The 22,579-nt window shown below is 66.2% G+C and carries 16 protein-coding genes; 14 read left to right on the forward strand and 2 right to left on the reverse strand.

Features of this window, described 5'->3' with window-relative positions:
- Positions 1-100: 100 nt before the first annotated feature.
- The 9 genes from atpB to WS87_RS01550 all read left to right on the forward strand — a co-directional run bounded on the left by atpB (position 101) and on the right by WS87_RS01550 (position 8,948).
- Complete coding sequence (atpB, locus tag WS87_RS01510; RefSeq protein ID WP_059814523.1) at positions 101-952, forward strand: F0F1 ATP synthase subunit A; 852 nt, start codon at positions 101-103, stop codon at positions 950-952.
- Positions 953-1,027: 75 nt separating this feature from the next.
- Positions 1,028-1,297 carry a F0F1 ATP synthase subunit C gene (gene atpE, locus WS87_RS01515; RefSeq protein ID WP_006482730.1) on the forward strand — a complete coding sequence of 90 codons (270 nt, stop codon included), beginning with the start codon at positions 1,028-1,030 and terminating at the stop codon, positions 1,295-1,297.
- Positions 1,298-1,426: 129 nt separating this feature from the next.
- The gene (locus WS87_RS01520; protein ID WP_006477283.1) at positions 1,427-1,897 is read left to right on the forward strand and encodes a F0F1 ATP synthase subunit B; all 471 of its coding nucleotides are present in this window, start codon (positions 1,427-1,429) and stop codon (positions 1,895-1,897) included.
- 2 nt (positions 1,898-1,899) lie between these two features.
- Positions 1,900-2,439 carry a F0F1 ATP synthase subunit delta gene (locus WS87_RS01525; protein ID WP_014895498.1) on the forward strand — a complete coding sequence of 180 codons (540 nt, stop codon included), beginning with the start codon at positions 1,900-1,902 and terminating at the stop codon, positions 2,437-2,439.
- Positions 2,440-2,483: 44 nt separating this feature from the next.
- Complete coding sequence (gene atpA, locus WS87_RS01530) at positions 2,484-4,025, forward strand: F0F1 ATP synthase subunit alpha (RefSeq protein ID WP_014895499.1); 1,542 nt, start codon at positions 2,484-2,486, stop codon at positions 4,023-4,025.
- Positions 4,026-4,094: 69 nt separating this feature from the next.
- Positions 4,095-4,970, forward strand: a complete 876-nt coding sequence (gene atpG, locus WS87_RS01535; protein ID WP_034188170.1) for a F0F1 ATP synthase subunit gamma — start codon at positions 4,095-4,097, stop codon at positions 4,968-4,970.
- A 66-nt stretch (positions 4,971-5,036) separates the two neighbouring features.
- Positions 5,037-6,431, forward strand: a complete 1,395-nt coding sequence (gene atpD / locus WS87_RS01540; protein WP_044845237.1) for a F0F1 ATP synthase subunit beta — start codon at positions 5,037-5,039, stop codon at positions 6,429-6,431.
- 104 nt (positions 6,432-6,535) lie between these two features.
- Entirely contained in the window at positions 6,536-6,961 is a 426-nt protein-coding gene (locus tag WS87_RS01545; protein ID WP_006477288.1) for a F0F1 ATP synthase subunit epsilon, read from the forward strand.
- Positions 6,962-7,220: 259 nt separating this feature from the next.
- A complete protein-coding gene (locus WS87_RS01550; RefSeq protein ID WP_059814521.1) occupies positions 7,221-8,948 on the forward strand; it encodes an AMP-binding protein in 1,728 nt (575 codons plus the stop codon).
- A gap of 691 nt (positions 8,949-9,639) precedes the next feature.
- On the opposite strand, the gene WS87_RS01560 is transcribed toward WS87_RS01550, so the two are convergent.
- Entirely contained in the window at positions 9,640-10,449 is an 810-nt protein-coding gene (locus WS87_RS01560; protein ID WP_059814518.1) for a transporter substrate-binding domain-containing protein, read from the reverse strand.
- A gap of 149 nt (positions 10,450-10,598) precedes the next feature.
- Between WS87_RS01560 and hemE the strand changes: the two genes are divergently transcribed.
- The 4 genes from hemE (at position 10,599) to WS87_RS01580 (ending at position 19,951) form a co-directional block, all read left to right on the forward strand.
- On the forward strand, positions 10,599-11,693 hold the full coding sequence (hemE, locus tag WS87_RS01565; protein ID WP_279610106.1) for a uroporphyrinogen decarboxylase: 1,095 nt from the start codon (positions 10,599-10,601) through the stop codon (positions 11,691-11,693).
- 448 nt (positions 11,694-12,141) lie between these two features.
- Positions 12,142-14,403, forward strand: coding sequence for a primosomal protein N' (locus tag WS87_RS01570; protein ID WP_059814515.1), 2,262 nt, complete (start codon positions 12,142-12,144; stop codon positions 14,401-14,403).
- 391 nt (positions 14,404-14,794) lie between these two features.
- A complete protein-coding gene (gene putA, locus WS87_RS01575; protein WP_059814512.1) occupies positions 14,795-18,727 on the forward strand; it encodes a trifunctional transcriptional regulator/proline dehydrogenase/L-glutamate gamma-semialdehyde dehydrogenase in 3,933 nt (1,310 codons plus the stop codon).
- Between the two features lie 84 nt (positions 18,728-18,811).
- Complete coding sequence (locus WS87_RS01580; protein WP_059465030.1) at positions 18,812-19,951, forward strand: branched-chain amino acid ABC transporter substrate-binding protein; 1,140 nt, start codon at positions 18,812-18,814, stop codon at positions 19,949-19,951.
- 119 nt (positions 19,952-20,070) lie between these two features.
- Here the strand turns inward: WS87_RS01580 and WS87_RS01585 are convergent, their stop codons facing one another.
- Positions 20,071-21,744 carry an acyl-CoA dehydrogenase family protein gene (locus tag WS87_RS01585; RefSeq protein ID WP_059814509.1) on the reverse strand — a complete coding sequence of 558 codons (1,674 nt, stop codon included), beginning with the start codon at positions 21,742-21,744 and terminating at the stop codon, positions 20,071-20,073.
- 73 nt (positions 21,745-21,817) lie between these two features.
- Here WS87_RS01585 and WS87_RS01590 point away from each other — a divergent pair, with 73 nt between their 5' ends.
- A complete protein-coding gene (locus tag WS87_RS01590; RefSeq protein WP_059814507.1) occupies positions 21,818-22,486 on the forward strand; it encodes a TetR/AcrR family transcriptional regulator in 669 nt (222 codons plus the stop codon).
- The last annotated feature ends 93 nt before the right edge of the window (positions 22,487-22,579 follow it).

Here is a 22,579-nt window from a genome sequence, read left to right on the forward strand (position 1 = left end):
GCGTGCGGTTTCGACAACGAACCGCACCGGCCCGTTCCCGCAATAGCGTATTGCGGAACGGGGCAAAACGATTTTCGACAATTTGGGTGGCATTAACGATATGGCAGCTAGCGAAGGCACGCGCGGTCCGGATCCGTCCGAGTACATTGCGCACCACTTGCAGAATTTCTCCACCTCGCATCAGACGTCGATTTTCGACATCCACGTCTGGAACCTCGACACGCTGTTCTGGTCGATCGTGTGCGGCATCGTGACGATCGTCCTGCTGCGTCTGGCCGCCCGCAAGGCGACCTCGGGCGTGCCGGGCCGTTTCCAGTGTGCGATCGAGATGCTCGTCGAAATGGTCGAGGATCAATCGAAGGCCATCGTCCACGGCAACCGCACCTTCATCGCTCCGCTCGCCCTCACGGTGTTCGTGTGGGTCGCGCTGATGAACTCCCTCGACTTCCTCCCCGTCGACCTGCCGGGCCGCGTCATCGGCCTGCTCGGTCTGTCGGACGTGATTTCCCACCATCGCATCGTCCCGACGGCCGACCTGAACGGCACGCTCGGCATCGCGCTCGGCGTGTTCGTCCTGATGATCTACTACAGCATCAAGATCAAGGGCGCGGGCGGCTTTGCGCATGAGCTGCTGTCGGCCCCGTTCGGCGCCCACCCGCTGCTGTGGATCCCGAACCTCGCGCTGAACATCGTCGAATATCTCGCAAAGACCGTTTCCCTCGGCATGCGGCTGTTCGGCAACATGTACGCGGGTGAGCTGTTGTTCCTGTTGATCGCCCTGCTCGGCAGCATGTGGAGCTTCGGTGGCGACGCAACGTTCCTCGGCTTCATTGGTCACGTGATCGCGGGTAGCGTCTGGGCAATCTTCCACATCCTGATTGTTCTGTTGCAGGCATTCATTTTCATGATGCTGACGCTGGTGTATCTCGGCCAGGCGCACGACAAGCACTAAGCGCGGCGTGCAAAAAAGAGTTTCCGTTTTAGTTTTTTAAATCTCAGTTCCAAGTCTTTTCACAAAGGAGTGATCATGCAAGCTTACATCGCCAACATCCAGGGTCTGACCGCCATCGGTATCGGCATCATCATCGGCCTGGGTGCAATCGGCGCCTGTATCGGTATCGCGCTGATGGGTGGCAAGTACATCGAAGCCTGCGCACGTCAGCCGGAACTCATCAACCCGCTGCAAACGAAGATGTTCCTGCTGGCCGGCCTGATCGACGCTGCATTCCTGATCGGCGTTGGTGTCGCAATGCTGTTCGCGTTCGCGAACCCGCTCCTGTCGAAGCTCGCAGGCTAAGGTTCCTCGGAAATATGCGCCCGGCGTAAGCCGGCGCAGGGCGGAACGGAGACTTGGGGCGCTGATCGAATGCAACTCGATGAGCGCCTTACCGTTTCATTTTTCCGGAATAGCAGATAAGGAAACACCGTGAATCTCAACGCAACTCTGTTTGCGCAAATGGTCGTGTTCCTGGTCCTCGCGTGGTTCACGATGAAGTTCGTGTGGCCGCCGTTGATCAACGCCCTCGACGAACGTTCGAAGAAGATCGCCGACGGCCTCGCCGCCGCGGAGAAGGGCAAGGCGGAACTCGACGCAGCGCACAAGCGCGTGGACCAGGAACTCGCGCAGGCCCGCAACGACGGCCAGCAGCGCATCGCCGACGCTGAAAAGCGTGCCCAGGCGGTCGCCGAGGAAATCAAGGCCAACGCCCAGGCTGAAGCCGCCCGCATCGTCGCCCAGGCGAAAGCGGAAGCAGAACAGCAAATCGTGAAGGCGCGCGAAGCGCTGCGTGGCGAAGTCGCCGCGCTGGCCGTGAAGGGCGCCGAGCAGATCCTGAAGCGCGAAGTCGATCAAACGGCCCACGCCCAACTGCTGAATCAACTGAAAGCCGAGCTCTGATCATGGCCGAACTTGCAACCATCGCCCGCCCTTACGCAGAAGCGCTGTTCCGCGTGGCCGAGGGAGGTGACATCGCCGCCTGGTCCACGCTCGTGCAAGAGCTGGCCCAGGTTGCGCGTCTGCCGGAAGTGCTGTCGGTCGCGTCGAGCCCGAAGGTGACGCGCACGCAAGTGGCCGAGCTGCTGCTTGCTGCGGTGAAGTCGCCGGTCGCGGCTGGCGCCGAAGCGAAGAACTTCGTGCAGATGCTGGTCGACAATCATCGCATCGCGCTGCTGCCGGAAATCGCCGAGCAGTTCGAGGCGCTCAAGAACGAACGCGAAGGTGCAGCCGACGCCGAGATCGTGAGCGCGTTCCCGCTGAACGGCGCGGATCTCGAAAGCCTCGTCTCTGGCCTCGAACGCAAGTTCAAGCGCAAGCTGAAGCCGACGGTCGAAGTCGATTCGTCGCTGATCGGCGGCGTGCGCGTGACGGTCGGCGACGAAGTGCTCGACACCTCGGTTCGCGCGCGCCTCGCATCGATGCAGGCTGCCTTGACCGCCTGAGCGCCACGCCGGCACGCAACAGAATTGACTATCAGGAGCGAATAATGCAACTCAATCCCTCTGAGATCAGCGAGCTGATCAAGAGCCGGATCCAGGGCCTTGAAGCGAGCGCAGACGTTCGCAACCAAGGCACCGTGATCTCCGTGACCGACGGTATCGTGCGCATCCACGGCCTGTCGGACGTGATGCAGGGCGAAATGCTCGAGTTTCCGGGCAACACGTTCGGCCTCGCGCTGAACCTCGAGCGCGACTCGGTCGGCGCGGTGATTCTCGGCGAATACGAACACATCTCGGAAGGCGACATCGTCAAGACGACGGGCCGCATTCTGGAAGTCCCGGTTGGTCCGGAACTCGTCGGCCGCGTGGTCGACGCACTCGGCAACCCGATCGACGGCAAGGGCCCGGTCAACGCGAAGCTGACCGACGCGATCGAAAAGATCGCCCCGGGCGTGATCTGGCGTAAGTCGGTGTCGCAGCCGGTGCAGACGGGCATCAAGTCGATCGACGCGATGGTGCCGATCGGCCGTGGCCAGCGTGAGCTGATCATCGGCGACCGTCAGTGCGGCAAGACCGCGGTGGCGCTCGACGCGATCATCAACCAGAAGGGCAAGGACCTGATCTGTATCTACGTCGCGATCGGCCAGAAGGCTTCGTCGATCATGAACGTGGTTCGCAAGCTCGAAGAAACGGGCGCGATGGAATACACGATCGTCGTCGCCGCTTCGGCTTCGGATTCGGCAGCGATGCAGTACCTCGCACCGTACGCCGGCTGCACGATGGGCGAATACTTCCGCGACCGCGGCCAAGACGCGCTGATCATCTATGACGACTTGACCAAGCAGGCTTGGGCATACCGTCAGATCTCGCTGCTGCTGCGCCGCCCGCCGGGCCGTGAAGCATATCCGGGTGACGTGTTCTATCTGCACTCGCGTCTGCTCGAGCGTGCTGCTCGCGTGTCGGAAGAGTACGTCGAGAAGTTCACGAACGGCGAAGTGAAGGGCAAGAGCGGCTCGCTGACGGCACTGCCGGTCATCGAAACGCAGGCTGGCGACGTGACCGCGTTCGTTCCGACGAACGTGATCTCGATTACCGACGGCCAGATCTTCCTGGAAACCGACCTGTTCAACGCAGGCATCCGCCCGGCAATCAACGCCGGCGTGTCGGTGTCGCGAGTCGGTGGCGCTGCTCAGACGAAGGTCGTGAAGAAGCTGTCGGGCGGTATCCGTACCGACCTCGCGCAGTACCGTGAACTGGCCGCATTCGCGCAGTTCGCATCGGACCTCGACGAAGCGACCCGCAAGCAGCTCGAGCGCGGCCGCCGCGTGACGGAACTGCTGAAGCAGCCGCAGTACCAGCCGCTGCAGGTGTGGGAACTGGCCGTGTCGCTGTACGCCGCGAACAACGGCTACCTCGACGATCTCGACGTCAAGCAAGTGCTGTCGTTCGAGAAGGGCCTGCGCGACAACCTGAAGACCAGCCACGCTGACCTCATCAAGCGCATCGAGGACACCAAGGATCTCTCGAAGGACGACGAAGGCGCACTGCGCTCGGCGATCGAATCCTTCAAGAAGTCCGGTGCCTATTGATCCGCGAGTGACACACTGAGGCCGCGCGGGTGCTGATGCGCCCGCGCCGCTTCGGTCAAGGAGCAAGCTATGGCTGGAATGAAGGAAATTCGCGGCAAGATCAAGAGCGTGCAGAACACGCGCAAGATCACGAAGGCGATGGAGATGGTGGCCGCATCGAAGATGCGTCGCGCGCAGGAACGCATGCGCGCCGCTCGTCCGTATGCAGACAAGGTCCGTGCCATCGCCGCGCACATGAGCCGCGCGAACCCGGAGTACCGCCACCCGTTCATGGTGGCAAACGACGGCGCGAAGACGGCCGGCATCATCCTCGTCACGACGGACAAGGGTCTTTGCGGCGGTCTGAACACCAACGTGCTGCGTGCGACGGTGCAGAAGTTCAAGGAGCTGGAAGAGAAGGGCCAGAAGGTCGAAGCCACCGCGATCGGCGGCAAGGGCCTCGGGTTCCTGAACCGCTTCGGCGCGAAGGTGATGTCGCAGGTCGTGCACCTCGGCGACACCCCGCATCTGGACAAGCTGATCGGCGCCGTGAAGACGCAGCTCGATCTGTACTCGGAAGGCAAGCTGTCGGCGGTTTATATCGCTTACACGCGCTTCGTCAACACGATGAAGCAGGAAGCCGTGATCGAGCAGCTGCTGCCGCTGTCGTCGGAACACTTCGAAGCCGATGACGGTACGCCGGCCACGTCGTGGGACTACATCTACGAGCCGGACGCGCAGGCAGTCGTCGACGAACTGCTCGTGCGTTACGTCGAGGCGCTGGTGTACCAGGCCGTCGCGGAGAACATGGCGTCCGAGCAATCGGCGCGGATGGTCGCGATGAAGGCCGCGTCCGACAACGCGAAGACGGTGATCAGCGAACTGCAGCTCGTGTACAACAAGAGCCGCCAGGCCGCGATTACGAAAGAACTGTCGGAGATCGTCGGCGGCGCAGCCGCTGTTTAAGCGCGCGCCCGGGACGACAACTGCGCCTTTGCGCGAGTAAAGAATCAGGTATTTAAAGGAAAAGCGATGAGTACTGCTGCTTTGGTAGAAGGCAAGATCGTACAGTGCATCGGCGCCGTTATCGACGTGGAATTCCCGCGCGACAGCATGCCGAAGATCTACGACGCGCTCATTCTCGATGGCTCGGAACTGACGCTCGAAGTCCAGCAGCAGCTGGGCGACGGCGTGGTCCGTACCATTTGTCTGGGTGCATCCGACGGCCTGCGCCGCGGCCTGACCGTGAAGAACACGAGCAAGCCGATTTCGGTGCCGGTCGGCAAGCCGACCCTCGGTCGTATCATGGACGTGCTCGGCCGTCCGATCGACGAAGCCGGCCCGATCGAAAGCGAAACGACGCGTTCGATCCACCAGAAGGCTCCGGCGTTCGACGAACTGTCGCCGTCGACCGAACTGCTCGAAACGGGTATCAAGGTCATCGACCTGATCTGCCCGTTCGCGAAGGGCGGCAAGGTTGGCCTGTTCGGCGGCGCCGGCGTGGGCAAGACCGTCAACATGATGGAGCTCATCAACAACATCGCGAAGGAACACGGCGGTTACTCCGTGTTCGCGGGCGTGGGCGAGCGTACCCGTGAAGGGAACGATTTCTACCACGAAATGAAGGACTCGAACGTTCTCGACAAGGTCGCGCTGGTGTACGGCCAGATGAACGAGCCGCCGGGCAACCGTCTGCGCGTCGCGCTGACCGGCCTGACGATGGCCGAGCACTTCCGTGACGAAGGCCTCGACGTGCTGTTCTTCGTCGACAACATCTACCGTTTCACGCTGGCCGGTACCGAAGTGTCGGCACTGCTCGGCCGTATGCCGTCGGCAGTGGGCTATCAGCCGACGCTGGCTGAAGAAATGGGCAAGCTGCAAGAGCGCATCACGTCGACCAAGAAGGGCTCGATTACGTCGGTTCAGGCCGTGTACGTCCCTGCGGACGACTTGACCGACCCGTCGCCGGCAACCACCTTCGGCCACTTGGACGCAACCGTCGTTCTGTCGCGTGACATCGCTTCGCTGGGTATCTACCCGGCGGTCGACCCGCTCGACTCGACGTCGCGCCAGATCGACCCGAACGTGATCGGTGAAGAGCACTACTCGATCACCCGTCGCGTTCAGCAGACGCTGCAGCGCTACAAGGAACTGCGCGACATCATCGCGATTCTGGGCATGGACGAACTGTCGCCGGAAGACAAGCTGTCGGTCGCGCGCGCTCGTAAGATCCAGCGTTTCCTGTCGCAGCCGTTCCACGTCGCTGAAGTGTTCACGGGCTCGCCGGGCAAGTACGTGCCGCTGAAGGAAACGATCCGTGGCTTCAAGATGATCGTCGACGGCGAGTGCGACCACCTGCCGGAACAGGCGTTCTACATGGTCGGCACGATCGACGAAGCCTTCGAAAAGGCCAAGAAGATCCAGTAAAGGTCGGGTGTAACGCAGCGGGCGCCCGTGCGTTCGTGAAAAATGTCTCGATGGCATCTTTTCACGGACGGGCGCCCACGTAATACGCTCAACCAGGAGTCGATATGGCAACCATCAAAGTAGACGTCGTCAGCGCGGAAGAGCAGATCTTCTCGGGCGAGGCGAAATTCGTCGCGCTGCCGGGCGAAACGGGTGAGCTGGGTATTCTGCCGGGTCACACGCCGCTGATCACGCGGATTCGTCCGGGTGCGGTGCGCATCGAAGTCGAGGGCGGCAACGACGAATTCGTGTTCGTCGCAGGCGGCATTCTCGAAGTGCAGCCGGGCGCCGTGACGGTGCTCGCCGATACCGCGATCCGCGGCAAGGACCTCGACGCGGCGAAAGCCGAGGAAGCGCGCAAGCGTGCCGAGGAAACGCTGCAGAACGCGAAGTCGGACCTCGACCTCGCAAAGGCGCAATCCGAGCTCGCGACCGCGATGGCGCAGCTCGAAGCGATCCAGCGTCTGGCGAAGATTCGCAGCCGGCACTGAGCCGCGCGCGCGTATCCCGCGAAAGAAAGCAGCCTTCGGGCTGCTTTTTTTTCGTCCGTCGTTTTCATCTGTTTTTTTGCGGGCCGGATCGTATCGTCCGGTCGTGCTATTTCATCCGCCCGCCGCGATTTGATGTCAGAGTGTCGTCAGCAGAGCGCGGCATCATCCGGGCAGAGGCAGTCCGCCGCGATCGCGGCGGAGCAGGCGTGCGCGTCAGCCGCGCGCCGGGCCGATCAGACAAAAACGGACGGAGACATCGATGGCAGCAGACCTTGGCAAGGGGGCGCTGATCGCGCCCGAAAACGGACTGTCGTACGTGCGCGGCGCGACCGACGTGCCGCTATCCGACGCGACGATCAGCCGCTTCCTGCTCGACACGGCGGGCCGCTTTCCCGATCGCCCGGCCGTCGTGTTCCGCGAACAGCAGGTGCGCTGGACCTGGCGCGCGTTCGCGCACGAGGTCGACGTGCTCGCGGCGGGCCTGGCCGCGCTCGGGATCGTGAAGGGCGATTGCGTCGGCATCTGGTCGCCGAACCGCAGCGAATGGCTGCTCACGCAGTTCGCGACCGCGCGCATCGGCGCGGTCCTCGTCAACATCAACCCGGCCTATCGGCTCGCGGAACTCGAATACGCGCTGAACAAGGTCGGCTGCAAGGCCGTGATCGCGGCCGAGCGCTTCAAGACATCGGCGTACGTCGAGATGCTGCAGACCATCGCGCCGGAACTCGCGAGCGCGACGCCGGGCGACCTGCATGCGGCGCGCGTGCCGAGCCTGCGCACGGTCGTGTCGATGGGCGAGGTCGCGCCGGCCGGCATGTTCCGCTTCGCGGACGTGATGGCGCGCGGCCGCGACACGCTCGACGTCGTGCGGCTCGACGCCATCGGCGCGACGCTCGCGGCCACCGATCCGATCAACATCCAGTTCACGAGCGGCACGACCGGCAGCCCGAAGGGCGCGACGCTCACGCACCGCAACGTCGTCAACAACGCGCGCTCGATCGCGATGGCGATGCGTTTCACCGAGCAGGATTCGCTCTGCATCCCGGTGCCGCTATATCACTGCTTCGGGATGGTGCTGGCCGTGCTCGCGTGCGTGTCGAAGGGCGCGGCGATGGTGTTCCCCGGCGAGGCGTTCGATCCGGTCGCGACGCTCGCGGCCGTCGCCGACGAGCGCTGCACCGCGCTGCACGGCGTGCCGACGATGTTCATCGCCGAGCTCGATCATCCGGAGTTCGCGAAGTTCGACCTGTCGACGCTGCGCACCGGGATCATGGCCGGCTCGCCATGCCCGATCGAGACGATGAAGCGCGTCGTGTCGCAGATGCATTTGTCTGAGATCACGATCGCGTACGGGATGACGGAGACGAGCCCCGTATCGTTCCAGAGCTCGACCGATGATCCGCTCGAGAAGCGCACGACGACGGTCGGCCGCATCCAGCCGCACCTGGAGGTGAAGATCGTCGACCCGAACGGCGAGATCGTGCCGGTCGGCGCGACCGGCGAGCTGTGCACGAAGGGCTATTCGGTGATGCTCGGCTACTGGGACGACGACGCGAAGACACGCGAGGTGCTGGTCGACGGCTGGATGCATACGGGCGACCTCGCGACGCTCGACGCCGACGGCTACTGCAACATCGTCGGCCGGCTGAAGGACATGGTGATTCGCGGCGGCGAGAACGTGTATCCGCGCGAGATCGAGGAATTCCTGTTCAGGCATCCGAAGATTCAGAGCGCGCAGGTGTTCGGCGTGCCCGACGCGAAATACGGCGAGGAGCTGTGCGCGTGGATCGTGCTGCGCGCGGACGAGCACATGACCGAGGATGACGTGCGCGCGTTCTGCAGTGGCCAGATCGCGCACTACAAGATTCCGCGCTACATCCGCTTCGTTGACGAGCTGCCGATGACGGTGACGGGCAAGGTGCAGAAGTTCGTGATGCGCGAACGGATGATCGACGAACTGAAGCTCGACGTGCAGAAGACCGCTTGAAAAGACCGAGCGGCCCGGCGGCGGGGCAAACGCGACGGCCTGCGGGCTGTTGCGTTTTCGATGGACGAAAAAAAGCGGGCTTATTAGCCCGCTAAAAACCACACGCTACGGGGTTAGCGCGAGGAGACCAAAGATGAAACCGAGTCCGGCGGGGGCCGGAAACGACTCCAACAGGGATGCCCCTCGGAAGGGCTTCGGTACGTGACCGACTGGCTCGCAGCGCTTCGCGTCCGCTCACACTTGGCACACGAGACCGCATCCGTGTTGAAACCGTTGAGGCCATTGTGGGCGAATTAATGACCCCTCGCGGTAACAAAGTGTTTCAGGTTGTAACGCCCGCCAGATAAGGCTTTCCGGGATTTTTTGCTGTTTTCGGGGTCCTGAAAAAGGTCATATTTACCCATCTTTTCCGCAGAGTTTTCATCGGGTGCGCGTAATGCGTTTTTCATGCGTATCGGCGCCGGTGAATTGCCGATTTACACGCCGGAATGCGCACCGCGCGGCAGATACCGCATCTGACGAATCATTCGTCGGAAAGATTTTGAAACGTGATTGGGGCACGCGATAGTCGGCCATTCGCGATTTCACGCCGGCCGGGCGCCACGCCGATGTGTACCGGCGGTGCGCCCGGCCGGCGGCAATAACGGGGTCTCTGCCGGTTATCGGCCGCTTGTTCCGCGAGCGCTCATGCTCACTTCAGCCACTTGTCGGAGATCGCCTGGTATTCGCCGGACGACAGCGTCAGGTGCAGCCACTGGTCGACGTACTGCTGGAACACGACGTCGCCGCGCGGCACCATGTACGCCTTTTCGCCGAACTGGAACGGCTTGTCCGGATGCACGGAGCACAGGCCCGGATTCAGCTTTTGCTGCAGCAGCGTCTCGGATGCATCCGTCACCATGACGTCCGCCTTGCCCGCGAGGATCTGCTTGAAGATCGTCACGTTGTCCGGATAGACGCTCAGGTTCGCATGCGTGAAGAACTGCTTCGCGAAGCGCTCGTTGGTGCCGCCTGGGTTCACGATCACGCGGGTCTCGGGCCGGTCGATCTGCGCGACGGTCTGGTACTTGTCGGCGTCCGCGCAGCGCACGATCGGCGTCTTGCCGTCGACCACGTATGGCTGCGTGAAGAACACGCGCTTCTGGCGCTCAAGAGTCGTCGACACGCCGCCCACCGCGATATCGCACTTCGCGACGAAGTCGTTGGTGAGGTTCGACCAGCTCGTCTTCACGAAGTCGGCCTTCACGCCGAGCGATTTCGCGAGCGACTCGGCCATGTCGATGTCGATGCCCTCGAAACGGCCGTCCGTCCGGTGGTACGAATACGGCTTGTAGTCGCCCGTCGTGCACACGCGCAGCGTGCCGCGTGCGACCACGTCGTCGAGCCGCGAGCCGATGGCTGTGGCGGTCGGGGCCGCCGTCGTGGTCGTACCCTGCGCGTGCGCGGCGGCGCAGCAAAGCATGGCAGCGGTGAGCGTGGCCAGCGTGGCGAATGTCTTCATCGGTCTCCTCCTTCGTTCGGTTCGATATCAGCGTCCGATCATAACGGAGCCATCGCGCGCGTCATATGGCCGCCATCGCATCGGCATACGCGGCCGTGCGGCCGCGCTCCGGTAAAATGCCGCTTTGCCTTCGCATCGTCGCTCCTACCGTGGCCCATACCCTGCTCAACGACACCTTCCTGCGTGCGCTTCTGCGCGAGCCGACCGACTACACGCCGATCTGGCTGATGCGTCAGGCCGGCCGCTATCTGCCCGAATACAACGCGACGCGCGCGCGCGCCGGCAGCTTCCTCGGCCTCGCGAAGAATCCCGACTACGCGACCGAAGTGACGCTTCAGCCGCTCGAGCGCTTCCCGCTCGACGCCGCGATCCTGTTCTCGGACATCCTGACGATCCCCGACGCGATGGGTCTCGGCCTCGACTTCCAGGTCGGCGAAGGGCCGAAGTTCGCGCATCCGGTGCGCACCGAGGCCGACGTCGCGAAGCTCGCGGTGCCGGACATCGAGGAGACGCTCGGCTACGTGACGGGCGCCGTGCGCGAGATCCGCCGCGCGCTGACCGACGGCCAGGGCCGCCAGCGCGTGCCGCTGATCGGCTTCTCGGGCAGCCCGTGGACGCTCGCGTGCTACATGGTCGAAGGCGGCGGGTCGGACGATTTCCGCACGGTGAAGTCGATGGCGTATTCGCGCCCCGACCTGATGCACCGGATCCTCGACGTGAACGCGCAGGCTGTGGCCGCTTACCTGAACGCGCAGATCGAAGCCGGCGCGCAGGCCGTGATGATTTTCGATACGTGGGGCGGCGCGCTGGCGGACGGCGCATACCAGCGCTTCTCGCTGGACTACATCCGTCGCGTGGTCGCGCAGCTGAAGCGTGAGCACGACGGCGAGCGCGTGCCGGTGATCACGTTCACGAAGGGCGGCGGGCTGTGGCTCGAGGAAATCGCGGCGACCGGCGTCGACGCGGTCGGCCTCGACTGGACCGTCAATCTCGGCGCCGCGCGCGAACGCGTCGCCGGACGCGTCGCGCTACAGGGCAACCTCGACCCGACGATCCTGTTTGCGCCGCCGGCCGTGGTGCGCGAGCAGGCGCGAGCGGTGCTCGACAGCTACGGCAATCATCCGGGGCACGTATTCAACCTCGGCCACGGCATTTCGCAGTTCACGTCGCCCGACCACGTCGCCGAACTCGTCGACGAAGTGCACACCCACAGCCGCAAGATCCGTAGCGGAGCGGCGGGCTGAGCGCAAGTGGTGTCATGCTGCACTGCGGGGTGACGGCGTTTCGCTGTCGGCGCTAAACAGGGCGCAACCCCGCACCGGTTGCCGATTCAAGGCTTGTCAAGACTTGACTTATACACATTTTCCACGTTGCAGCGCGGTAGAGCTCTGTATCGGTCGAATTGTCTCGCTATGGTTTCGTAATTTGAATAGCAGCCTTATGGAATAAGGCTCCGCGGGGCGCGGTCGAGGGCGGCCGAAAACAGCGGAAAGCACGGCCCCGCGCGCTTCGCGGCTGTTGAACGGCGAGTTCTCAACAAAGTTATCCACAGGCTGGTCAGGGTATACGGCGATTCCTAATGCGAATCCAAAACTTAGCGCCGAATCTGAAGTTTTACTTTAAGTTCGCCACCGTGGCGCGGGCCCGGGTGCAAGTCGTCGGTGCGCCTCGCATTGTCGCCGGAGCGCGGTGATGGACGGCACTTACCTCAGGGTCGCCCTCGACCATCCGCTCGCCACCCTGTTCGACTACCGCTGCGACGTCCAGCCGGCGCCCGAGCCCGGTACCTTGGTGCAGGTGCCGTTCGGCAAGCGGCAGGTTGTCGGTCTCGTCTGCGAAGTGACGACTCACACCGACGTGCCGCCGTCCCGGTTGCGGGCGATCGACGCGATTTGTACCGAGCTGCCGCCGCTCGCGCCGGATTGGCTCGCGCTGGTGTCGTTCGCGGCCGATTACTACCAGCGCGGTCGCGGCGAAGTTGCGCTGCCGGCGTTGCCGCAGGCGCTGCGCGACGCGGAGCGCTGGGGGCGTCTGCTGGCACCCGAGGTGCGCCACCGCCTGACCGAAGCCGGTCGCGCGGCATTGCCCGACGCACTGCCGGCGCGCGGGGCCGCGCTGCGGCGGCTCGCGCAGGCACTCGCCGACACCGATTCGATGACGTTGCCCGATGCGCGTGCGTTGCATCCGAAGGCGGCCGCCACGCTCGACGACTGGGCGGCGCGCGGCTGGGTCGCCGTCGAGGAAATCGGCTGGGCCGACGCGCCTGTGCCCAAAGCTGTGGATAACCTGTCGACAACCAGTGGACGAACTGTGCCGCCGGCGCTCACCGACCAGCAGGCGGAGGCGCTCGACGCGATCCGCGCCGCGCACGGTTTCGCGCCGTTCCTGCTGCATGGCGTGACCGGGAGCGGCAAGACCGAGGTCTATCTGCATGCGCTCGCCGCGTTGCTCGATGCGCGGCCCGACGCGCAGGCGCTCGTGCTCGTGCCCGAAATCAACCTGACACCGCAGTTCGAGGCCGCGTTCCGCGCACGCTTCGCGGGCACGCTCGCCGACGACGCGATCGTCACGCTGCACAGCGGACTCGCCGAGGGCGAGCGGGCGCGCAACTGGCTCGCCGCACACACGGGCCGCGCGCGGATCGTGCTCGGCACGCGGCTCGCGGTGCTCGCGTCACTGCCGACGCTCGCACTGATCGTCGTCGACGAGGAGCACGAACCCGCGTACAAGCAGCAGGAAGGGCTGCGCTATTCGGCGCGCGATCTTGCCGTGTGGCGCGCGAAGCATCTCGGCATTCCGGTCGTGCTCGGTTCGGCGACGCCGTCGCTCGAGAGCTGGTGGCAGGCCGATCAGGGCCGCTACACGCGGCTCACGCTGTCGCGCCGCGCGGTGGCCGACGCGACGCTGCCGACCGTGCGGCTGATCGATCTCGAAGAGGAGCGGCGGCGCGGGCGCGCGTCGATGGGCGGGCTGTCGGGGCCGCTCGTCGCGGCGTTGAAGGCGCGGCTCGAGCGCGGCGAACAGAGCCTCGTGTTCCTGAATCGGCGCGGTTACGCGCCGCAGCTCGCGTGCGACGCATGCGGCTGGGTCGCCGGTTGCCCGCGCTGCAGCGCCTACGTCGTGCTGCACAAGCCCGAACATGCACTGCGCTGTCATCACTGCGGCTGGGAAGCGCGCATTCCGCGGTCGTGCCCGGAATGCGGGAACGTCGATATCGCGCCGCTCGGGCGCGGCACGCAGCGTATCGAGGAGGCGCTCGCCGAGGCGGTGCCGGGCGCACGGATACTGCGGATCGACGCGGACAGCACGCGACGCAAGGGCAGTGCGCAGGCGCTGTTCTCGGACGTGCACGCCGGTGAAGTCGACATCCTGGTCGGCACGCAGATGATCGCGAAGGGGCACGACTTCCAGCGCGTATCGCTCGTCGGCGTGCTCAATGCCGACACCGCGCTGTTCTCGCACGACTTCCGCGCGAGCGAGCGGCTGTTCGCGCAGCTGATGCAGGTGAGCGGCCGCGCGGGGCGCGCCGGACTGCCGGGCGAGGTGCTCGTGCAGACGCGCTATCCGCGTCACGCGCTGTATCACGCGCTCGGCCGGCAGGATTACGTCGGCTTCGCGAATTCGACGCTCGGCGAGCGCCGCGACGCGCACCTGCCGCCGTTCGTCTACCAGGCGCTGCTGCGCGCCGAAGGACGCACGCTCGACGCGGCGCTCGCGTTCCTGCTGCAGGCCGCGGCCGCGTTGCCGGGGCTGCCGGGCGCCGATCGCGTGACCGTCTACGACGCGGTGCCGATGACGATCGTCAAGGTCGCGAACGTCCACCGCGCGCAGTTGCTGCTCGAAAGCGCGTCGCGGGCGGCACTGCAGCACGCGCTGCGCGCATGGCAGCCGGAACTGCGTGCGCTGAAGGGCGTGCTGCGGTGGAGCGTCGAGGTCGATCCGCTCGATATCTGAGCGGAGCGCGCGCGGCCGCCGTGCCGCATGCCGATACCGAGCCGGCCGGATCCACCGACCCACCGACCCACCGACCGCGCGATCCTCCTCCTGACCCGTCCCACACCCGCCTGCATGACCCGCCGCCACGTACAGTGCAACCCGCTTTTCCCCTTGGTGGTGCACGCCGCGGGTTGCCCACGTACGCCAACTTGACCCGATCAGGGAAAACACCGATCCGCCGACCACGGGCAACCCCTAGGTTGCAACCTCATAAGTGGCTGATTATATTGAATAACTTGTGGGTGCAACCAATCCATCAATTCGGTTGCACCTTTTTATTGCGTGCCGTAGGATTTCGCGCATCCTCTCACACCACATTGCCGGGCTCGCACCGGCGCACGAACCCACCATGGCAAGCACGACTCTCGGCGTCAAAGTCGACGACCTTCTCCGCTCGCGCCTGAAAGACGCGGCAGCGCGTCTCGAGCGCACTCCCCACTGGCTGATCAAGCAGGCGATCTTCGCGTATCTCGAGCGGATCGAGCACGGCCAGCTGCCGCCCGAACTGTCGGGCAGCAGCGGCGTGACGGAGCTTGCCGACGGCCAGGCGACGGACGGCGACGACGACAACTCGCCGCATCCGTTCCTCGAGTTCGCCCAGAACGTGCAGCCGCAATCGGTGCTGCGCGCGGCGATCACGGCCGCGTATCGTCGCCCCGAGCCGGAATGCGTGCCGTTCCTGCTGGGCCAGGCGCGCCTGCCCGCGAATCTGCAGGCCGACGCGCAGGCGCTCGCGACGACGCTCGTCGAGGCGCTGCGCGAGAAGAGCTCGGGCGGCGGCGTCGAGGGGCTGATCCACGAGTTCTCGCTGTCGAGCCAGGAAGGCGTCGCGCTGATGTGCCTAGCCGAAGCGCTGCTGCGCATTCCCGATCGCGCAACCCGCGATGCGTTGATCCGCGACAAGATCAGCAAGGGCGACTGGCGCTCGCACGTCGGCCACGCGCCGTCGCTGTTCGTGAACGCGGCGACCTGGGGCCTGATGATCACCGGCAAGCTCGTGACGACCAACAGCGAAGCGGGCCTGTCGTCGGCGCTCACGCGCCTGATCGGCCGCGGCGGCGAGCCGCTGATCCGCAAGGGCGTCGACATGGCGATGCGCCTGATGGGCGAGCAGTTCGTCACCGGCGAGACGATTTCCGAAGCGCTCGCGAACAGCCGCAAGTACGAAGCGCGCGGCTTCCGCTACTCGTACGACATGCTCGGCGAAGCGGCGACGACCGAAGAGGACGCGCAACGCTACTACGCATCGTACGAGCAGGCGATCCACGCGATCGGCAAGGCGGCCGGCGGCCGCGGCATCTACGAAGGTCCGGGCATCTCGATCAAGCTGTCGGCGCTGCACGCGCGCTACTCGCGCTCGCAGCAGGACCGCACGATGAGCGAGCTGCTGCCGCGCGTGCGCGCGCTCGCGCTGCTCGCGCGCCGCTACGACATCGGTCTGAACATCGACGCGGAAGAAGCCGACCGTCTCGAACTGTCGCTCGACCTGCTGGAAGCGCTGTGCTTCGACCCGGAACTCGCGGGCTGGAACGGCATCGGCTTCGTCGTGCAGGGCTATCAGAAGCGCTGCCCGTTCGTGATCGACTACCTGATCGACCTCGCGCGCCGCAGCCGTCACCGCCTGATGATCCGTCTCGTCAAGGGCGCGTACTGGGATACCGAAATCAAGCGTGCGCAGGTCGACGGCCTCGAAGGCTATCCGGTCTACACGCGCAAGATCTACACGGACGTGTCGTACCTCGCGTGCGCGAAGAAGCTGCTCGCGGCGCCTGACGCCGTCTACCCGCAGTTCGCGACGCACAACGCGTACACGCTGGCCGCGATCTATCACCTGGCCGGCCAGAACTACTACCCCGGCCAGTACGAATTCCAGTGCCTGCACGGGATGGGCGAGCCGCTGTACGAGGAAGTCACGGGCCGCGACAAGCTGAACCGTCCGTGCCGCGTGTACGCGCCGGTCGGCACGCATGAAACGCTGCTCGCGTACCTCGTGCGCCGCCTGCTGGAGAACGGCGCGAACACGTCGTTCGTGAACCGCATCGCGGATAAAACCGTGTCGGTGAAGGAACTGGTCGCCGATCCGGTCGACGAGGCGTCGAAGGTCGTGCCGCTCGGCGCGCCGCACGCGAAGATCCCGCTGCCGCGCAACCTGTACGGCGACGAGCGTCCCAACTCGATGGGCCTCGACCTGTCGAACGAACATCGTCTCGCGTCGCTGTCGTCCGCGCTGCTCGCGAGCGCGCACCATCCGTGGCGCGCGGCGCCGATGCTCGCCGACGACGCGCTCGCCGACGCCCCGGCGCGCGACGTGCGCAACCCGGCCGATCAGCGCGACCTGGTCGGCACCGTCAGCGAAGCGACGGCCGAACACGTGAGCGCGGCGCTCGCGCACGCGGTGGCTGCCGCGCCGATCTGGCAGGCGACGCCGGTCGATGCGCGCGCCGACTGCCTGGTGCGCGCGGCCGACCTGCTCGAAGCGCAGATGCACACGCTGATGGGCCTGATCGTGCGCGAAGCCGGCAAGTCGCTGCCGAACGCGATCGCCGAAATTCGCGAAGCCGTCGACTTCCTGCGCTACTACGCGGCGCAGATCCGTGACGAATTCTCGAACGACACGCACCGTCCGCTCGGCCCCGTGGTCTGTATCAGCCCGTGGAACTTCCCGCTCGCGATCTTCATGGGCCAGGTGGCCGCCGCGCTTGCGGCCGGCAACACGGTGCTTGCGAAGCCGGCCGAACAGACGCCGCTGATCGCCGCCCAGGCCGTGCGCCTGCTGCGCGAGGCCGGCGTGCCGGCCGGCGCGGTGCAGCTGCTGCCGGGCACGGGCGAGACCGTCGGCGCGGCGCTGGTCGCCGATCCGCGCACGCGCGCGGTGATGTTCACCGGCTCGACCGAAGTCGCGCGCCTGATCAACAAGACGCTGTCCGCGCGCCTCGACCCGGACGGCAAGCCGATTCCGCTGATCGCGGAAACGGGCGGCCAGAACGCGATGATCGTCGACTCGTCGGCGCTCGCGGAGCAGGTCGTCGCGGACGTGATGCAGTCGTCGTTCGACTCGGCCGGTCAACGGTGTTCGGCGCTGCGCGTTCTGTGTCTGCAGGACGACGTCGCGGACCGCACGTTGACGATGCTCAAGGGCGCGATGCACGAGCTGGCGCTCGGCAACCCGGACCGTCTGTCGACCGACGTCGGCCCGGTGATCGACGGCGAAGCGAAGCAGACGATCGACACGCACGTCGCGGCGATGAAGGAGAAGGGCCACGCGGTCACGCAGCTCTCGTCGCCTGAAGCCTGCGCGCACGGCACGTTCGTGCCGCCGACGCTGATCGAGATCGGCAGCATCGACGAGTTGAAGCGTGAAGTGTTCGGCCCGGTGCTGCACGTCGTGCGCTATCGCCGCAGCCAGCTCGACAAGCTGCTCGAGCAGATCCGCGCGACGGGTTACGGCCTGACGCTCGGCATCCACACGCGGATCGACGAGACCATCGCGCACGTGATCTCGAACGCGCACGTCGGCAACATCTACGTGAACCGCAACGTGATCGGCGCGGTGGTCGGCGTGCAGCCGTTCGGCGGCGAAGGGCTGTCGGGCACGGGCCCGAAGGCCGGCGGCGCGCTGTACCTGCAGCGCCTGCTCGCGACGCGTCCGTCGGGCCTGCCGCGTTCGCTCGCGCAGACGCTGATCGCGGACGGCGCGGTTGACGGCGAACAGCGCAGCAACCCGGCGGCGGCGCTCACCGCGCTGCGCGACTGGCTGATCGAGCAGCGCGAGCCGGCGCTGGCCGCACGTTGCGACGGCTATCTGGCGCAGGTGCCGGCCGGTGCGACCGCAGTGCTGACCGGGCCGACGGGCGAGCGAAACACGTATACACTCGGCCCGCGCGGCACGGTGCTGTGTGTCGCGGCCACGCCGGGCGGCGCGCGCGCGCAGTTCGCGGCGGTGTTGGCGACGGGCAACCGCGCGCTGTTCGTCGGCGCGGCGGGCGAGGCGCTGGTCGCCGCGCTGCCGGCTGCGCTGAAGGCGCATGCCGCCGTGCGCAAGCAGGCCGACGCGCCGTTCGACGCGGTGCTGTTCGAAGGCGACAGCGACGAACTGCAGACGCTCGTGAAGGACGTCGCGCAGCGGCCGGGCCCGATCGTGTCGGTGCAGGGCGTGTCGGCGGGCGCGTTCGAGAACGGCGACGCGGAAGACTACGCGCTCGAGCGCCTGCTGACCGAGCGCTCGGTGAGCGTGAACACGGCCGCGGCGGGCGGCAATGCGAATTTGATGACGATCGGCTGACCATCCTTGCCGTTCGGATCAAACAAAGGAAGCGGCAAGGCGATCCCGAAGCCGCTCCATTTACCCTGGTACCAAGGAGATGCTATGCAACACACGATGAAAAAGCTGGCAGGCGCGACGTTCGTCGCCGTCATGTCGCTTGCGGGGACGGCCCATGCGGACGACGTGAAGATCGGTTACGCAGGGCCGATGACGGGCGCCCAGGCTCACTACGGCAAGGATATGCAGAACGGGATCGCGCTCGCGCTGGAAGACTTCAACGCGACGAACCCGAAGATCGGCGGCAAGGCAGTGAAGTTCGTGCTCGAGACGCAGGACGACCAGGCTGACCCGCGCACCGGCACGACGGTTGCGCAGAAGCTCGTCGACGACGGCATCAAGGGCATGCTCGGCCACTTCAACTCGGGCACGACGATTCCGGCCTCGCGCATCTACGCGAACGCCGGCATTCCGGAAATCGCGATGGCGACGGCGCCGGAATACACGCAGCAGGGTTACAAGACGACCTTCCGCATGATGACGTCCGACACGCAGCAGGGCTCGGTGGCGGGCACGTTCGCGTCGAAGGATCTCGGCATGAAGAAGATCGCGATCGTCGACGACCGCACGGCCTACGGCCAGGGTCTCGCCGACCAGTTCGAGAAGGCCGCGAAGGCCGGCGGCGCGACGATCGTCGACCGTGAATTCACGAACGACAAGGCCGTCGACTTCAAGGCGATCCTGACCAAGCTGAAGGCGGCGAAGCCGGACCTCGTCTACTACGGCGGCGCGGATTCGCAGGCAGCGCCGATGGTCAAGCAGATGAAGACGCTCGGCATCACCGCACCGCTGATGAGCGGCGAAATGGTGAAGACGCCGACGTTCCTGAAGATCGCGGGCAACGCGGCCGACGGCACGATCGCATCGCTGGCAGGCCTGCCGCTCGAGGAAATGCCGGGCGGCAAGACCTACGCCGACAAGTACAAGAAGCGCTTCGGCGAAGACGTGCAGACGTACTCGCCGTACGCGTACGACGGCGCGATGGCGATGCTCAACGCGATGAAGAAGGCCGATTCGACCGATCCGGCGAAGTACCTGCCGGTGCTCGCGAAGACCGACATGGCCGGCGTCACGTCGTCGCACGTCGCGTACGACGCGAAGGGCGACCTGAAGAACGGCGGCATCACGATGTACAAGGTCGAGAAGGGCGAGTGGAAGCCGCTGAAGAGCATCGGCGGCAAGTAAGCATGGCGTGAGTCGCCGGCGGCGTCGAAGGGCGCCGCGCGGGGCATCATGTGAAGAAGCCACCGGGCCGTCGGGTCCGGTGGCTTTTTCTTTGGCGTCGGCGGCGGGTTCGGCACCCGTCAGGCCGGGTACGCGCGCTGCAGCAGCGCGGCGACGTCGAGCGCGTGCGGATCGAAGCCGCCCGCGATGCGGCCCCAGTCGGGCGCGGCAAGCCGCGTCGCGATGAACGCGTCGGCGACGGCGGCGGGCGCGTCGCGCCGCAGCAGGCAGGCCTGCGCGACGAGCGCGAGCCGCTGCGCGAACGCGCGGGCCGATGCCTCGAGCGTATCGGCCGATGCCTCGAGCGTATCGGCCGGTGCCGCGAGCATCGCGCGCAGCGCATCGAGCGCCGCGCGGATGCGCGGTTCGCCCGCGCCGAGGTCGGTCAGCTCGGCGAAGAGCGCCGCGGCCGCGTCGGGCTCGCGCGACACCGCGCGCAGCACGTCCAGGCACATCACGTTGCCGGAGCCTTCCCAGATCGAGTTGACCGGCGCTTCGCGGAACAGCCGCGCGATCGGGCCGTCGTCGACGTAGCCGTTGCCGCCGAACACTTCCATCACCTCGCCGGTCAGCTCGACCGCGCGCTTGCAGACCCAGAATTTCGCGGCGGGCGTGACGATCCGCTTCCACGCGCGTTCGCGCGGCGAGTCGTCGCGCTCGAACGCATCGGCGAGACGCATCGCGAGCGCGAGCGCGGCCTCGCTTTCGAGCGCGAGATCGGCGAGCACGGTGCGCATCAGCGGCTGCTCGGCGAGCGCGCGGCCGAACGCGTGGCGCTGGCGCGTGTACGCGATCGCCTGCACGATGCCCTGGCGCAGCATCGCCGCGCTGCCGAGCACGCAGTTCAGCCGCGTGTGCGTGGCCATCTCGATGATGGTCGGAATGCCGCGGCCTTCGTCGCCGAGCATGATGCCCCATGCGTCGTTCAACTCGATCTCGCTGCTCGAGTTGCTGCGGTTGCCGACCTTGTTCTTCAGCCGCTGGATCTCGACCGCGTTCTTCGTCCCGTCGGGCCGCCAGCGCGGCACGTAGAAACACGACGGGCTGCCCGCTTCGGTGCGCGCGACGACCAGGTGCGCGTCGCACATCGGCGCGGAGAAAAACCACTTGTGGCCGCGCAGCCGGTATTCGCCGCCGCGCCCGCCCGCGCCGACGGCGCTCGCCAGTGTCGTGTTCGCGCGTACGTCGGAGCCGCCCTGTTTCTCGGTCATGCCCATGCCGAACCAGATCGAGCGCTTGTCGGCGACCGGCACGTCGCGCGGATCGTAATCATCGCTGTACAGCTTGTCGCGCAGCAGGTCCCACAGCGCGGGTTCCTTCTGCAGCACCGGAATCGCGGCCTGCGTCATCGTCGCCGGGCACAGCGTGCCGGCCTCGATCTGGCCGTGCAGGTAGAAGCCGGCCGCGGTCGCAGCCCAGCGGCCCGGGCGCGTATCGCGGAACGCGAGCGACACGAAGCCCTCGTTGCGGTACATGCCGAGCAGCGTGTGCCACGCCGGATGGAAGTCGACGCGGTCGATGCGCCGGCCGCGGCGGTCGAACGCGTTCAGTTCCGGCGTGTGGCGGTTCGCTTCGTCGGCGAGCTGCGCGGTGTCGGCGCTGCCGAGCCGCGCGCCGTACGCGTCGAGCCGCGGCACGGCCCAGCCGGCGCCCGCGCGGGCGATGGCCTCGCGCAGCGCGACGTCGGTGGCGAAGAGGTTATAGTCGACCAGTTCGTCGAACTGGTTCGTGACGGCATGGGTCGATTCGGTCATCGGGCTGTCTCCGGTCTCGTGCTTCGCGGTCTGCCGGTCAAACGCGTTTCCGCTGAATTTCAGAGTAGCAAATATGCCGCCGCGACATGTTCAGGTTCCGGCGCCGCCCGGCCAGCCGGCGGCGCAACCCGCGCCCGCATTGCGCCGCCGGCCGCGCCAGTCGCGCGCGCAGGCCACGTCCGACGCGCTCCAGGAGGCCTTCGTTCAGCTTTTGCTCGAGCGCGGTTACGCGAAGGCGACGATCCGCGAAATCGCGGCCGTCGCGGGCGTGAGCGTCGGCACCTTCTACGAATACTTCGGCGACAAGCAGAGCCTCGCCGCGCTGTGCATCCACCGGCGCGTGCTGGCGCTGGCCGACCGGCTGCGCGAAGCGGCGCACGGGCTGCGCGGCGTGCCGCGCGCCGCGCTCGCGGCCGCGCTCGTCGATTTGCAGGTCGATGCGATCGCCGCCGACGCCGCGTCGTGGAGCGCGTTCTTCGCGCTCGAGCGGCAGGTGTCGCCGCTCGCCGCATACCGCCGCCATTACGACGCGTATGTCGCGCTGTGGCACGACGCGCTTGCGCAGTGCAGCGATCCGCCGCCGGCCGCGCGGCTCGACGGGATCGCGCGGATGGCGCATGCCGTCTGCTACGGCGGCGTGTCGCAGGCGCTGCTCACGCTCGGGCCGGCGCTCGACTTCGCGGCGTTGCGCGGCGAGTTGCAGGCCGTGCTGGGCGCTTATCTGGCGGCCGCGGGCGCGTGACGCGCGCCGTGGCCGTGCGTCCGAGCGGCCGGCGCACGCCTGTCGCGAGCGTGAACAGGCCCTAGGGGAAATGCCTGACGCGCATGCATTGCC

The sequence above is a fragment of the Burkholderia sp. MSMB0856 genome (genome assembly GCF_001524645.2).
GTDB classification, from domain to species: Bacteria; Pseudomonadota; Gammaproteobacteria; order Burkholderiales; family Burkholderiaceae; genus Burkholderia; species Burkholderia diffusa.

Bases quoted from the DNA above. Each gene is read 5' to 3' on its own strand.
- atpB (WP_059814523.1), top strand. From the start codon at position 101: ATGGCAGCTAGCGAAGGCACGCGCGGTCCGGATCCGTCCGAGTACATT.
- atpE (WP_006482730.1), top strand. From the start codon at position 1,028: ATGCAAGCTTACATCGCCAACATCCAGGGTCTGACCGCCATCGGTATC.
- WS87_RS01525 (WP_014895498.1), top strand. From the start codon at position 1,900: ATGGCCGAACTTGCAACCATCGCCCGCCCTTACGCAGAAGCGCTGTTC.
- atpA (WP_014895499.1), top strand. From the start codon at position 2,484: ATGCAACTCAATCCCTCTGAGATCAGCGAGCTGATCAAGAGCCGGATC.
- atpG (WP_034188170.1), top strand. From the start codon at position 4,095: ATGGCTGGAATGAAGGAAATTCGCGGCAAGATCAAGAGCGTGCAGAAC.
- atpD (WP_044845237.1), top strand. From the start codon at position 5,037: ATGAGTACTGCTGCTTTGGTAGAAGGCAAGATCGTACAGTGCATCGGC.
- WS87_RS01545 (WP_006477288.1), top strand. From the start codon at position 6,536: ATGGCAACCATCAAAGTAGACGTCGTCAGCGCGGAAGAGCAGATCTTC.
- WS87_RS01550 (WP_059814521.1), top strand. From the start codon at position 7,221: ATGGCAGCAGACCTTGGCAAGGGGGCGCTGATCGCGCCCGAAAACGGA.
- WS87_RS01560 (WP_059814518.1), bottom strand. From the start codon at position 10,449: ATGAAGACATTCGCCACGCTGGCCACGCTCACCGCTGCCATGCTTTGC.
- WS87_RS01570 (WP_059814515.1), top strand. From the start codon at position 12,142: ATGGACGGCACTTACCTCAGGGTCGCCCTCGACCATCCGCTCGCCACC.
- putA (WP_059814512.1), top strand. From the start codon at position 14,795: ATGGCAAGCACGACTCTCGGCGTCAAAGTCGACGACCTTCTCCGCTCG.
- WS87_RS01580 (WP_059465030.1), top strand. From the start codon at position 18,812: ATGCAACACACGATGAAAAAGCTGGCAGGCGCGACGTTCGTCGCCGTC.
- WS87_RS01585 (WP_059814509.1), bottom strand. From the start codon at position 21,744: ATGACCGAATCGACCCATGCCGTCACGAACCAGTTCGACGAACTGGTC.
- WS87_RS01590 (WP_059814507.1), top strand. From the start codon at position 21,818: ATGCCGCCGCGACATGTTCAGGTTCCGGCGCCGCCCGGCCAGCCGGCG.